This window comes from Pseudomonas sp. AC172 (assembly GCF_979258595.1).
Map to the genome: position 1 here is coordinate 3,627,518 of NZ_OZ409868.1, position 12,483 is coordinate 3,640,000.

The window sequence follows — 12,483 nt, forward strand, 5'->3', positions numbered from 1 at the left end:
CTCGTATGAACGCTCAAACGACATTTTTCCGACACCTGACATCCCGCGCTCGCAAAAGCCTTTGCGCGATGTCAGCCGTCTGCTGCTTTTTCGCTGGCAGCCCTGCCATTGCTGATGCGGTTACCTTGCCTGACATGCTTATCGGCGTCACTCAGGGCTTTCTTGAGTTCACCGTAGAAGACTATCTGGCTACCAGTCAAACGGAAGGCCGCTACGAAATCGAAGTAAACCAGCTCGACCCCCGTATGCGCATGCCTATGTGCGACAAGGAATTGACAGCGACTTTGGAGAGCCCTGCACGTCCGTTGGGCCGGGTTACCGTGAAGGTTCGCTGTGAAGGCGCCTCGCCCTGGACCGTATTCGTGCCCGCTCAAGTCCGCCTGTTTCGCGAGATTGTGACCACCACGCGTCCGCTCAAACGTGCGGGGATTATCGAACCACAGGACGTGACTCTGCGTGAGCGCGACGTGAGCACGATCAACCAAGGCTTTCTGACCTCGGTAGACGAAGCGATCGGGCAGAAATTAACCCGACCAACGGTAGCCGATCAGGTCATTACCCTGGTTCATCTGGAACAGGCCGAAGTCATTCGCAAGGGCGATCAAGTAGTCATCACTGCGCGCAGCGGCACGCTCGCCGTGCGCATGCCCGGTGAAGCGCTGACCAATGGCGGTTTGAAAGAACAGATCCGCGTGAAAAACCTCAACTCGCAACGGGTCATCAAGGCGCAAGTCACCGCGCCCGGCCAAGTGGAAGTCGCGATGTAGAAAACTGGCGCTGACCCCGGCTGTTCCCTAAACTGTGCCGCAGCAGGACACGCGCCGGCGCATGCAAGGCTCATTGCAAATGAGCCTAAAGTTTTCCAGGGGATGGCCGAAAACATGGCAAGCGTCCAAATTCCCAGAGGTTTTTATCATGGTCATCGATTTCAGCCGTTTGAACAGCTCCTCGTCACTTACGGGCAGTACACGTACCAGCAACGCCAAGGAAACCGCCGAAACCGGCACCTCCGCGCCGCTGAATACCCAGGCCGAACCGGCCAGTACCGCAAAAAGCGGGGAATCGGTACACCTCAGCAATGAGGCTCAACAGTTGCAGAAGGTCACTGACAAGCTGCGCGATCAACCTGCTGTCGACAAAGCCCGTGTGGCCGAGTTGAAAGCCGCGATTGCCGATGGCAGCTATAAAGTCGACAGCAACCGTGTAGCCAGCAAACTGCTCAACTTCGAAGCCCAGCGCTAGGCCTTTGCCGGCGCGAGGCTTTTGGACGCTTAACACCCAAGGCCAGCCATGCACGACACTAATTTATTGCAACTGATCAACGACGACTTTGCTCCAGCTCAACAATTGCTGGAGTTGTTGCAAACCGAATCTCTCGCTTTGCACGGTCGCGACATGCCCCTGCTGGAAGAAATTCTGGCGCACAAACAGGCATTGATCATTCTGCTTGAACAGCATGGCCGCAAACGCAGCGAAATCCTCGCCAGCCTCAACTTGCCGACCGACCGCAGCGGCCTTGCGCAACTGGCTGGCCAGTCGAGCATTGGCGAGCAGTTGTTGACGCAAGGCGACGCATTGACCGATCTGATCGCTCAATGCCAGGCCGCCAACGTCAAGAATGGCCAGTCGATCCAGATCCAGCAGGCCGCCACGGCCAATCAGCTGAAGATCCTCACCGGTGGTGAAGCGCCAGCGCTTTATAACGCCAGCGGTACTTTTGCCAAGCCCGCCGTACCGCGTCCGCTCAGCCAGGCATGAGCCGTTGATGCGCCAGCCCTATCAACCCGCGAAACATGCTGGCAAAATGCTGGCTAGTCGTCATATTTTGTCTGGAGATTGATAAACCGTGTCCAACGCCCTCAGCGCGGATGATGCTCCGCAGCCCCCTAAGGTGCTCACCACGCCACTGGAAATCTCCAGCAACCTGCGCCAGCTGCAAGAAAGCCACGATCCGCTGATCATCACCTTTCACGAGCGCAGCCAGCGCTTCCAGAGCTACCTGATCAAAGTCGACCGCGACAGCGCTTCGATCGCTCTGGACGAGATGATCCCGCGAGATGGCGAACGCTTCCTGCTCGCCGGCGAGCCGTTCAAGGTCGAAGGTTTTCATGAAGGCGTGCGCATTGCCTGGGAATGCACCGGCACGCTGAATATCGAGGAATCGGAAGGTGACCGCTTCTACACCGGCGAGCTGCCGACCGAAGTGGTTTACCACCAGCGCCGCAATGCCTTTCGCGCCGCACTGAAACTGACCGATCTGGTCAGCGTTGAACTGGGCGGCGAAAAGCTCAAGGCGCCGATCAACGGCAAACTGCTGGATATCTCCGCGACCGGCTGCAAGCTGCGTTTCGAAGGCGATATCACCGATCGCCTGCAACTGGGTCAAGTCTATGACCGTCTGATCGCGCCGCCGCTGTTCGGCAACCAGCCAACTTCCGTCGAACTACGCTACTTGCACTTCGAAGAAAAACTCAACATTACTTTTGCCGGCCTGCGTTTCCACAATATCAGTGGTCAGGCAGCGCGCAACGTTGAGCGTTTCGTTTATCAGTTGCAACGTGAGGCACGCCGTTTCGACAAAGACGATATGTGATTCGTAACGGCCAATAAAAAGGGCAGTCCCTGGCGGGACTGCCCTTTTTTATGCGCGGCATTTTTTGTTCAGTTCAAGGTCTGCCGCCACTGAGATCTGGCGCGGGCTTGTCGCTGCCGCTATCCGTTTCAGTTTCTGTCGCAGGCTCTGGTTGCGTATCGGGTTCAGGCTCCGGTTCGGGAGCCGGCGGCGCTTGCACAGGGTCCTGCACCATCTGCTCCTGGACCACCTGTTCGTCTACTCGAGGGTCGAGGGCGGCCACCAGCGGTGAGCTGGACATGCTGTCGGGCATGGCCACGTGATGCAGCGGCGCATCGTCGACCTGATGCAGATTGGTTACGGCTTTCGGCCGGATCCGCCACACCAGCACCAGCGCGAAGAAACTGAAAAACGCATACAAACTCTGGCTGCCGAACAACTTCATCAATACGCCCGCAAGCAACGGCCCGATGCTCGCGCCGACCCCGTAGGTCACCAACAACATCGCGGTCAGCGACACCCGGCGATCACCCTCGACATGGTCGTTGGAGAATGCCACCGCCAGCGGATACAGACAGAACTGCACCAGCGAACAGAGAAAGCCAACCCCGAACAACACTTCCAGCGGCACTTGCGGCAGCACCGCCAACGGCAACGCCGCCACCGCCAGGAACCCGGCAAAGCAGCGAATCAGCAGCGCCCGGTCGTAACGATCGGACAACCAGCCCAGCGGCCACTGCACCAGCAGCCCGGCAAAAATGCAGCTACCCATGAACAGACCGACCTGCTCGGTCGACAGCCCTTGTTGCGAGGCATACAGCGGCGCCAGACCATAGAACGAACCGATGATCAAACCGGCACCGAGCACCGTACTCAGCGACTGCGGCACCCGCTTGATAAAGAAGCGCGGTTCCATCGGCGCCGGATGCAGTGGCGCCGGGTGAATCCTTCGAGTCAATGTCACAGGCACCAGACACAGCGCGAAGCACAGCGCGACCAGCATCAGCAATTCCAGACCCAGCCCCGGATGCATGACCAGAATCAGTTGACCGAGCACCAGGCCAAGGTACGAAGCGATCATATAACCGCTGAACACCAGGCCACGCTGATTGGCGTCCGCCTGCTCGTTGAGCCAGCTCTCGATCACCATGTACTGGCACATCATGCCCAGACCGACGATGGTCCGCAGCACCAGCCACGCCGGTAGCCAATCGACCAGTCCATGGCCCAACACTGCCGCCCCGACAATCCCGGCACACGCAGAATAAGCGCGGATATGCCCGACCCGGGCAATCAACCGGTGGCCGATCTTGCCGCCCAGCACCAGGCCGAAATAGTTGGCCGCCATCAGCGCACCGACCCAGAGCCCGTCGACATTGTCAGCGGCCAGACGCAAGGCCAGATAAGTGGATAGAAGGCCCGAGCCGATCAACATCATCAGCGAGGCGAAATACAGCGCTCGAAAGGATTTCCAGATTTGGCGCATCGGCGTTCCGAGCGGCTCCTTGCAGTAAAGACCGGACTATCAAAACGATAGTCCGGCGGCGACAGTTCGTCAGGCCTGGGCTGCTAGAACACGCCGTTCCCAGGGAGTGATTTCATCAAAGAAGCTGGTCAACTCCATGGTCTTCGAAGCGATGTAGCCTTCGATGAACTCCTGTCCGAACAGTTCCCTCGCCAATTGGCTACGTTTCAGACGTTCGAGCGCGGCATGCAAAGTACACGGCAGCGAGAGGTTGTCCGGCACTTCGAACTCGCCCTGAATCGCCTCGGTCGGTTCCAGTTCATGCTCGATACCATGCAAACCGGCAGCCAGACTGGCGGCGATCGCCAGATACGGATTGGCGTCGGCACCCGGCAGACGATTTTCCACTCGACGAGCAACCGGCGAACTGGCCGGAATTCTCAGCCCGGCGGCACGGTTGTCGTGGGACCAGCACGCGTTGTTGGGCGATGCATAGGGATGGCACAGGCGCTGATAGGAATTCACATTGGGTGCAAACAGTGCGGTGAAATCGGCCATGCCTGCCTGTTGACCGCCGATGAAGTGGCGGAACATCGCCGTCGCCTCTCCGTCCGCATCGCTGAAGACATTCTTGCCGCTGCCGATCTCGACGATGCTCTGGTGAATGTGCATCGAACTGCCCGGCGTGTGCGCCAGTGGTTTGGCCATGCAGACCACGGTCAGGCCATGCTTGAGCGCGACTTCCTTGAGCAAGTGTTTGAAGAGGAATGTCTGGTCGGCGAGCAAGAGCGGATCACCGTGCAGCAGATTGATCTCGAACTGGCTGACGCCCATCTCGTGCATGAAGGTATCGCGCGGCAGACCGAGAGCCGCCATGCATTTATAGACTTCGCTGAAGAACGGGCGCAGGCCGTTATTGGAGCTGACGCTGAACGCCGACATACCATCCTCGCGACGACCGTCGAGGCCAACGGGAGGACGGAACGGTTGCGTCGGATCGGTGTTCGGCGCGAAGACAAAGAATTCCAGCTCGGTCGCCACCACCGGCGCCAGGCCGTGCGCGGCATAACGGGCAATGATCTTTTTGAGCTGACCACGGGTCGACAGGTTGGAGCTTTCGCCGCTCAGTTCATCGGCGTCGCAAATGGCCAGGGCACGCGGTTCGTCACTCCATGGCAAGCGATGGATCTGAGTCGGTTCGGCAATCAGTGCGAGATCACCGTCATCGCTGCCGTAAAACCGCGCTGCCGGATAACCGCCCATGATGCATTGCAGCAGCACGCCCCGCGCCAGTTGCAAACGCCGCCCTTCGAGGAAACCCTCGGCGGTCATCACTTTGCCTCGCGGCACGCCATTCAAATCCGGCGTGACACATTCAATCTCATCAATGCCCGTCAATCGCTGCGCGAGTGAACGCTGGCCATCGGTTGTCATGACGCAATCCTTGTTATTGTGCGAGCCGCGAACGGCGAATCGTACAAAATAGGCTTCGGCTGTTCGGAATATCAAGCAGCGTCAAACAAAAACCTGTGTCACGGCAGATAAAGGCTGAACACCCCGCCGCCAAGCGGCCCGCCATTGCGTATTTCGGTGCGCCCTTCGACACCGTTGCGCTGATGCAGCGCCGCGATGCGATTGGCGAAATACAAACCGAGCCCTGTGCTGCCGCTGCTGTGATTGATGCCCTGCACGTAATCGGCCTGACGCTCGAGCATCCCGGCCGGATAACCGTCACCGTCGTCGTTGATGCTCAGCACCAGTTGCCCAGCTTCGTCACCGACGGTGATCAGTAACGATTCGCGTGCATAACGAATCGCATTGTTGATGCAGTTACCGAGCACCGAGGCAATCAGTTCGCGGTCGAAGAAACCCAACGGACTCAGCGGATCGACCTCGTAGGTGGCGATGATCCCGCGACTCGCGAACACCTCTTGATGCGCCGCCAGTTGCGCCTCGATAAAGTCGTCGAGTTCGTGATAGGCCGGTTGCAGCGGCATCTGGTTGACGCCGAGCTTATACAGCCCGAGCAACTGCACCAGCATGCCGTTAAGGTGGGCAAACTCGAAGTCGATCACGCCCTGCTCCGAACCTTCGCGTTGCGCCTCAGGCAAGCGCGCCAGCCATTGGCTGTGGGCTTGCATGAGCATGGCCAGCGAGTTCTTCATGTCGTGGACGGTGGAGGCGATCACCGTGGAAAAATCCAGCGCCTGCTTGTCGTTGCTCATTCGCCAAACGCCTTGCTTTTCAGCTTCTGATAACGCGCATGACGCGCGTCGGTGTCGGGCATCAGGCCAACCATTTTCAGGCAGGCCCGACATTCTTCCAGCTCCGCCGACGGCACCGAGGTGTCAGTGCCGTGTAGCAGCGACTGGGCCATGTTCAGCGCGATACTGATGTTCTTCGGTTGCATCTTCAGCGCCTTGCGGAAGACCTCGCGGGCCTCCACCAGATTACCGGTCTTGTACACGCGCACGCCCTGACGGTTGAGGTCGGCAGCGGCGTTGCTGGAGCTGAGAATTGTCGGGTCATCGGTGAGCTTGGCGATGTCTTTCATCACCGCCGGATCATCACCGTAGATCTCCGCGCAGCTCTTGAGCATCGAGGTGCCCGCCTCGGCCTGACCGAGCATCTGCAATTGCTTGGCAACCAGCAATGCCGCTTCCGGGCTCATGAATTGCTCCATGCCGTCGAGGCGCATCAACGCTTGTTCGGTGAGCTTGTCGGCGGTCTCGGCATCATTGAGCAGCAGGCTGGTTGCCTTCATCAGTCGCGCGCGAATCTGCAGGCCGGGGTCGCTCGGGTTCTCCTTGGCCACGGCGCTAAGGGTGGTGTTGATCTCCAGCCGCGTGCGCGTGTCGAGACCGCGCTCACTGCCCTTGCTGATTAACGCGTGAGCCAAGCCGAGATTACTTTCCGGATCCTTGAACCGCGACTGCGCGCCTTGCGCCACCGCTTGACGATAGGCGCGCGAAGCCGTGTCGAAATCTTCGTTGGCCATCGCCAGTTTGCCGAGCAAGGCTTGGCGACGCACCGCCAGCGGCGACAGGCGAATCGCCTCTTCCAGCACACGTTGTGCGCCTTTGGTGTCGCCCTCGGCAACCAACACGTCGGCCATGCCGTCGTACAACGACGGCATCATCGGAAACACTTTCAGCGCCTTCTCATAGACGCCTTTGGCTTGCGCCACTTGGCCACGCTTGAACAGCAGCTTGCCCAATCCGGCAAACGCCCACGGCAATGGTCGGTCGGCGATGATGCTGTCGTACAGGCGTTCCAGCGCTTCGTTCTGGTTCATGTCGCGCAGCGCATCGGCGCGATAGCGCAGGCACAGCGGCGAATAACGAATGTCCTGCTTGCACAGGGCGATGCAAGCGTTGAGCACCTCGACCGGTTTGCCGCGATCAAGGGCTTGCAGAATCGGTTTGAGCAACGTCTTGCGCTGCTCCAGACGCTCCAGACGCTGGGCCAGACCGGAGCGGTTGAATGGTTTGGTCAGGTACGCATCCGGCTCATGCTCAAGGGCACTGAGCACCATCGCCTGACTGGTCTCGGCGGTGACCATGACAAACACTGCTTCATGGCTGATGAGCTTTTCCAGCATCAGGTCTTCGAGTACCTGCTGACCATTCTTCTTGCCGTCGCCGAGATGGAAATCCTGCAGGATGAAATCGTAGGACTTCTGTGCGCACATCTTCAGCGCCTGCTCACCGGTGTCGGCCGTATCGACGTCCTTGACCCCAAGCTCGCGCAGCATCGAACGCACGGAACTGCGGAAATCCGAGAAATCATCGACGATCAGAAAACTCTTTTGGTGATACGACAGCATCGAAGATTTCCAGGCAATTGAAGTGAGGGCAATTTCAGGCGCGCAGATGATAGCTGGCGACCAAATGCTATCAAGCGATTTCGCGCGACTTTTAAGTCACCGAATGGGTTATCGGCCAGAAGTGCTGTTCCCTGAAGCCAGCGCTTCAAGATTCCTCGCCCAGCGATTAACCTGCGCGCCGGTTCAACTTTCCCCTACAAGGTTTACATCGTGTACATCAAAGGACGCTGCATCACGTCTGTCTGCGCGCTGCTGTTTATACAGCAGGCAATGGCGGCTGGAATGGATTGCACAAAAGCGGCGAATGCCGTTGAAAACACTGTTTGCGCGAACAAGTCGCTGTATGAACTGGATGCGCAGATGGGCGTGGTTTATCGGGATTTATTCAAAGCCTCTGCCCCCGCACAAGCTGAACTGAAGCGCACTCAACGGCTGTGGTTAAAAGCCCGCAATGAATGCGCCGAAGACGTTTTCGTGCCTGAGCCAGCATTATCGCGAGCGCCTGCGAGCGTTACGCTCGCAGTGGCAGGCAGCGGTTGCCTATCAACCGGATGACCTCGATGAACTGGCGCTGGACGACCTGCAAAAGCGCATTCAAGCCGCCAGTAAAGATGATCCAGAGTTTGCGCTGGACAGGGCACTCGCCGCGCTCGCCGTCAAAACGACTGCCGGCGGTTTTGACGGCGATGCCAATGAAGATGACTCTTCGATAACGCACTTTCCGACAGCGCAGCCCAAAGGCGTTACTGCCAATGAATGGCGAGCGTTGAGCGCTTCGCGGATCACTGACGCGGCCGAGACCGGCCTGACCTTATCCCTTCCAAAGAACCGCTCTGCCCTATTCCGGCTACCGGCGCCGGTGAAAACGATTACTACAGCGTTGGCCCGGCGCGTGCCCCACGAAAACTTTCCTGCGGACAAAACAAAACCCCAACTGCTTTCGCAATTGGGGTTTCGGAATTTAATCTTGACGATGACCTACTCTCACATGGGGAAACCCCACACTACCATCGGCGATGCATCGTTTCACTGCTGAGTTCGGGATGGGATCAGGTGGTTCCAACGCTCTATGGTCGTCAAGAAATTCGGGTACTGAGTCGTGACCAGATGGCCTCGCTTCAGCAAATTGGGTATGTGATAGTTTTCGGTGTTTTGTGAGCCTTTCGAACTTTCGGTTCGTTTCGTCTTCACACACCGCAATCTGGTCTCGCTCGCTTTTCAGCTCGGAGCATGCAAATTGCTTGGGTGTTATATGGTCAAGCCTCACGGGCAATTAGTATTGGTTAGCTCAACGCCTCACAGCGCTTACACACCCAACCTATCAACGTCGTAGTCTTCGACGGCCCTTCAGGGAACTCAAGGTTCCAGTGAGATCTCATCTTGAGGCAAGTTTCCCGCTTAGATGCTTTCAGCGGTTATCTTTCCCGAACATAGCTACCCGGCAATGCCACTGGCGTGACAACCGGAACACCAGAGGTTCGTCCACTCCGGTCCTCTCGTACTAGGAGCAGCCCCTCTCAAATCTCAAACGTCCACGGCAGATAGGGACCGAACTGTCTCACGACGTTCTAAACCCAGCTCGCGTACCACTTTAAATGGCGAACAGCCATACCCTTGGGACCGGCTTCAGCCCCAGGATGTGATGAGCCGACATCGAGGTGCCAAACACCGCCGTCGATATGAACTCTTGGGCGGTATCAGCCTGTTATCCCCGGAGTACCTTTTATCCGTTGAGCGATGGCCCTTCCATACAGAACCACCGGATCACTAAGACCTACTTTCGTACCTGCTCGACGTGTCTGTCTCGCAGTCAAGCGCGCTTTTGCCTTTATACTCTACGACCGATTTCCGACCGGTCTGAGCGCACCTTCGTACTCCTCCGTTACTCTTTAGGAGGAGACCGCCCCAGTCAAACTACCCACCATACACTGTCCTCGATCCGGATAACGGACCTGAGTTAGAACCTCAAAGTTGCCAGGGTGGTATTTCAAGGATGGCTCCACGCGAACTGGCGTCCACGCTTCAAAGCCTCCCACCTATCCTACACAAGCAAATTCAAAGTCCAGTGCAAAGCTATAGTAAAGGTTCACGGGGTCTTTCCGTCTAGCCGCGGATACACTGCATCTTCACAGCGATTTCAATTTCACTGAGTCTCGGGTGGAGACAGCGCCGCCATCGTTACGCCATTCGTGCAGGTCGGAACTTACCCGACAAGGAATTTCGCTACCTTAGGACCGTTATAGTTACGGCCGCCGTTTACCGGGGCTTCGATCAAGAGCTTCGCGTTAGCTAACCCCATCAATTAACCTTCCGGCACCGGGCAGGCGTCACACCCTATACGTCCACTTTCGTGTTTGCAGAGTGCTGTGTTTTTAATAAACAGTCGCAGCGGCCTGGTATCTTCGACCGGCATGAGCTTACGGAGCAAGTCCTTCACCCTCACCGGCGCACCTTCTCCCGAAGTTACGGTGCCATTTTGCCTAGTTCCTTCACCCGAGTTCTCTCAAGCGCCTTGGTATTCTCTACCCAACCACCTGTGTCGGTTTGGGGTACGGTTCCTGGTTACCTGAAGCTTAGAAGCTTTTCTTGGAAGCATGGCATCAACCACTTCGTGTTCTAAAAGAACACTCGTCATCAGCTCTCGGCCTTAAGATCCCGGATTTACCTAAGATCTCAGCCTACCACCTTAAACTTGGACAACCAACGCCAAGCTGGCCTAGCCTTCTCCGTCCCTCCATCGCAATAACCAGAAGTACAGGAATATTAACCTGTTTTCCATCGACTACGCTTTTCAGCCTCGCCTTAGGGACCGACTAACCCTGCGTCGATTAACGTTGCGCAGGAAACCTTGGTCTTTCGGCGTGGGTGTTTTTCACACCCATTGTCGTTACTCATGTCAGCATTCGCACTTCTGATACCTCCAGCAAGCTTCTCAACTCACCTTCACAGGCTTACAGAACGCTCCTCTACCGCATCATCCGAAGATGATACCCGTAGCTTCGGTGTATGGTTTGAGCCCCGTTACATCTTCCGCGCAGGCCGACTCGACTAGTGAGCTATTACGCTTTCTTTAAAGGGTGGCTGCTTCTAAGCCAACCTCCTAGCTGTCTAAGCCTTCCCACATCGTTTCCCACTTAACCATAACTTTGGGACCTTAGCTGACGGTCTGGGTTGTTTCCCTTTTCACGACGGACGTTAGCACCCGCCGTGTGTCTCCCATGCTCGGCACTTGTAGGTATTCGGAGTTTGCATCGGTTTGGTAAGTCGGGATGACCCCCTAGCCGAAACAGTGCTCTACCCCCTACAGTGATACATGAGGCGCTACCTAAATAGCTTTCGAGGAGAACCAGCTATCTCCGAGCTTGATTAGCCTTTCACTCCGATCCACAGGTCATCCGCTAACTTTTCAACGGTAGTCGGTTCGGTCCTCCAGTTAGTGTTACCCAACCTTCAACCTGCCCATGGATAGATCGCCCGGTTTCGGGTCTATTCCCAGCGACTAGACGCCCTATTAAGACTCGCTTTCGCTACGCCTCCCCTATTCGGTTAAGCTCGCCACTGAAAATAAGTCGCTGACCCATTATACAAAAGGTACGCAGTCACAGAACAAAGTCTGCTCCCACTGCTTGTACGCATACGGTTTCAGGATCTATTTCACTCCCCTCTCCGGGGTTCTTTTCGCCTTTCCCTCACGGTACTAGTTCACTATCGGTCAGTCAGTAGTATTTAGCCTTGGAGGATGGTCCCCCCATATTCAGACAAAGTTTCTCGTGCTCCGTCCTACTCGATTTCATGACTAAGAGATTTTCGCGTACAGGGCTATCACCCACTATGGCCGCACTTTCCAGAGCGTTCCGCTAATCTCAAAGCCACTTAAGGGCTAGTCCCCGTTCGCTCGCCACTACTAAGGGAATCTCGGTTGATTTCTTTTCCTCAGGGTACTTAGATGTTTCAGTTCCCCTGGTTCGCCTCTTGCACCTATGTATTCAGTACAAGATAACCATCTTATGATGGCTGGGTTCCCCCATTCAGACATCTCCGGATCAAAGTCTGTTTGCCGACTCCCCGAAGCTTTTCGCAGGCTACCACGTCTTTCATCGCCTCTGACTGCCAAGGCATCCACCGTATGCGCTTCTTCACTTGACCATATAACCCCAAGCAATCTGGTTATACTGTGAAGACGACATTCGCCGAAAATTCGAATTTCTCAACTAAGAGAACTCACAAATTTTACCTTAGCCTGATCCGTTACCAGTGAAAGTAACGTTCAGTCTATCTTTCTATCACATACCCAAATTTTTAAAGAACGAACTAGTCAAAGACTAGAAATCAACATTCACCATCACCACGATGGAATGCTCATTTCTAAGCTTTATACAAGAGAAGCAGTAGTGGTGGAGCCAAACGGGATCGAACCGTTGACCTCCTGCGTGCAAGGCAGGCGCTCTCCCAGCTGAGCTATGGCCCCGTATTTCTACAGGCGTTTCCCACACAAAATTGGTGGGTCTGGGCAGATTCGAACTGCCGACCTCACCCTTATCAGGGGTGCGCTCTAACCAACTGAGCTACAGACCCAATTTCGGGCTGCTTCTTTCGTCTTCTTCAATGAATCAAGCAATT

The 12,483-nt window shown here is 56.4% G+C and carries 9 protein-coding genes, 2 tRNA genes and 2 rRNA genes; 5 read left to right on the forward strand and 8 right to left on the reverse strand.

What is annotated here, in order from left to right; all coding sequences use genetic code 11:
- The first annotated feature begins 5 nt into the window (after positions 1 to 5).
- The 4 genes from flgA to ACZ0A4_RS16340 all read left to right on the forward strand — a co-directional run bounded on the left by flgA (position 6) and on the right by ACZ0A4_RS16340 (position 2,593).
- On the forward strand, positions 6 to 767 hold the full coding sequence (flgA, locus tag ACZ0A4_RS16325; protein ID WP_463577572.1) for a flagellar basal body P-ring formation chaperone FlgA: 762 nt from the start codon (positions 6 to 8) through the stop codon (positions 765 to 767).
- A gap of 148 nt (positions 768 to 915) precedes the next feature.
- The gene (flgM, locus tag ACZ0A4_RS16330) at positions 916 to 1,242 is read left to right on the forward strand and encodes a flagellar biosynthesis anti-sigma factor FlgM (RefSeq protein ID WP_077574151.1); all 327 of its coding nucleotides are present in this window, start codon (positions 916 to 918) and stop codon (positions 1,240 to 1,242) included.
- Between the two features lie 48 nt (positions 1,243 to 1,290).
- Positions 1,291 to 1,758, forward strand: a complete 468-nt coding sequence (locus ACZ0A4_RS16335; RefSeq protein WP_141129898.1) for a flagella synthesis protein FlgN — start codon at positions 1,291 to 1,293, stop codon at positions 1,756 to 1,758.
- A gap of 88 nt (positions 1,759 to 1,846) precedes the next feature.
- On the forward strand, positions 1,847 to 2,593 hold the full coding sequence (locus ACZ0A4_RS16340) for a flagellar brake protein (protein ID WP_077574153.1): 747 nt from the start codon (positions 1,847 to 1,849) through the stop codon (positions 2,591 to 2,593).
- 73 nt (positions 2,594 to 2,666) lie between these two features.
- Here the strand turns inward: ACZ0A4_RS16340 and ACZ0A4_RS16345 are convergent, their stop codons facing one another.
- The 4 genes from ACZ0A4_RS16345 to ACZ0A4_RS16360 all read right to left on the reverse strand — a co-directional run bounded on the left by ACZ0A4_RS16345 (position 2,667) and on the right by ACZ0A4_RS16360 (position 7,863).
- Entirely contained in the window at positions 2,667 to 4,058 is a 1,392-nt protein-coding gene (locus ACZ0A4_RS16345; RefSeq protein WP_463575584.1) for an MFS transporter, read from the reverse strand.
- A 69-nt stretch (positions 4,059 to 4,127) separates the two neighbouring features.
- On the reverse strand, positions 4,128 to 5,369 hold the full coding sequence (locus ACZ0A4_RS16350; protein WP_463577574.1) for a glutamine synthetase family protein: 1,242 nt from the start codon (positions 5,367 to 5,369) through the stop codon (positions 4,128 to 4,130).
- A gap of 200 nt (positions 5,370 to 5,569) precedes the next feature.
- Positions 5,570 to 6,262, reverse strand: a complete 693-nt coding sequence (locus ACZ0A4_RS16355) for a sensor histidine kinase (RefSeq protein WP_463575585.1) — start codon at positions 6,260 to 6,262, stop codon at positions 5,570 to 5,572.
- Complete coding sequence (locus ACZ0A4_RS16360; RefSeq protein ID WP_463575586.1) at positions 6,259 to 7,863, reverse strand: response regulator; 1,605 nt, start codon at positions 7,861 to 7,863, stop codon at positions 6,259 to 6,261. The genes ACZ0A4_RS16355 and ACZ0A4_RS16360 overlap by 4 nt, the downstream gene beginning before the upstream one ends.
- A 210-nt stretch (positions 7,864 to 8,073) precedes the next feature.
- On the opposite strand from ACZ0A4_RS16360, the gene ACZ0A4_RS16365 reads away from it, so the two are divergent.
- Positions 8,074 to 8,418: a lysozyme inhibitor LprI family protein gene (locus ACZ0A4_RS16365; protein ID WP_463575587.1), complete on the forward strand. Its 345-nt coding sequence runs from the start codon at positions 8,074 to 8,076 to the stop codon at positions 8,416 to 8,418.
- Between the two features lie 410 nt (positions 8,419 to 8,828).
- Here ACZ0A4_RS16365 and rrf read toward each other — a convergent pair.
- From rrf to ACZ0A4_RS16385, 4 genes are all read right to left on the reverse strand, one after another.
- A 5S ribosomal RNA gene (gene rrf, locus ACZ0A4_RS16370) occupies positions 8,829 to 8,944 on the reverse strand.
- A gap of 171 nt (positions 8,945 to 9,115) precedes the next feature.
- Positions 9,116 to 12,009, reverse strand: a 23S ribosomal RNA gene (locus ACZ0A4_RS16375).
- A gap of 246 nt (positions 12,010 to 12,255) precedes the next feature.
- Positions 12,256 to 12,331: transfer RNA gene (locus ACZ0A4_RS16380), tRNA-Ala, on the reverse strand.
- 30 nt (positions 12,332 to 12,361) lie between these two features.
- Positions 12,362 to 12,438: transfer RNA gene (locus tag ACZ0A4_RS16385), tRNA-Ile, on the reverse strand.
- Positions 12,439 to 12,483 lie beyond the last annotated feature (45 nt).

What these genes read in the sequence shown, in the direction of transcription:
- ACZ0A4_RS16335 (WP_141129898.1), top strand. Translation starts at nt 1,291, where the DNA reads ATGCACGACACTAATTTATTGCAACTGATCAACGACGACTTTGCTCCA.
- ACZ0A4_RS16355 (WP_463575585.1), bottom strand. Translation starts at nt 6,262, where the DNA reads ATGAGCAACGACAAGCAGGCGCTGGATTTTTCCACGGTGATCGCCTCC.
- ACZ0A4_RS16350 (WP_463577574.1), bottom strand. Translation starts at nt 5,369, where the DNA reads ATGACCGCCGAGGGTTTCCTCGAAGGGCGGCGTTTGCAACTGGCGCGG.
- ACZ0A4_RS16360 (WP_463575586.1), bottom strand. Translation starts at nt 7,863, where the DNA reads ATGCTGTCGTATCACCAAAAGAGTTTTCTGATCGTCGATGATTTCTCG.
- flgM (WP_077574151.1), top strand. Translation starts at nt 916, where the DNA reads ATGGTCATCGATTTCAGCCGTTTGAACAGCTCCTCGTCACTTACGGGC.
- ACZ0A4_RS16345 (WP_463575584.1), bottom strand. Translation starts at nt 4,058, where the DNA reads ATGCGCCAAATCTGGAAATCCTTTCGAGCGCTGTATTTCGCCTCGCTG.
- flgA (WP_463577572.1), top strand. Translation starts at nt 6, where the DNA reads ATGAACGCTCAAACGACATTTTTCCGACACCTGACATCCCGCGCTCGC.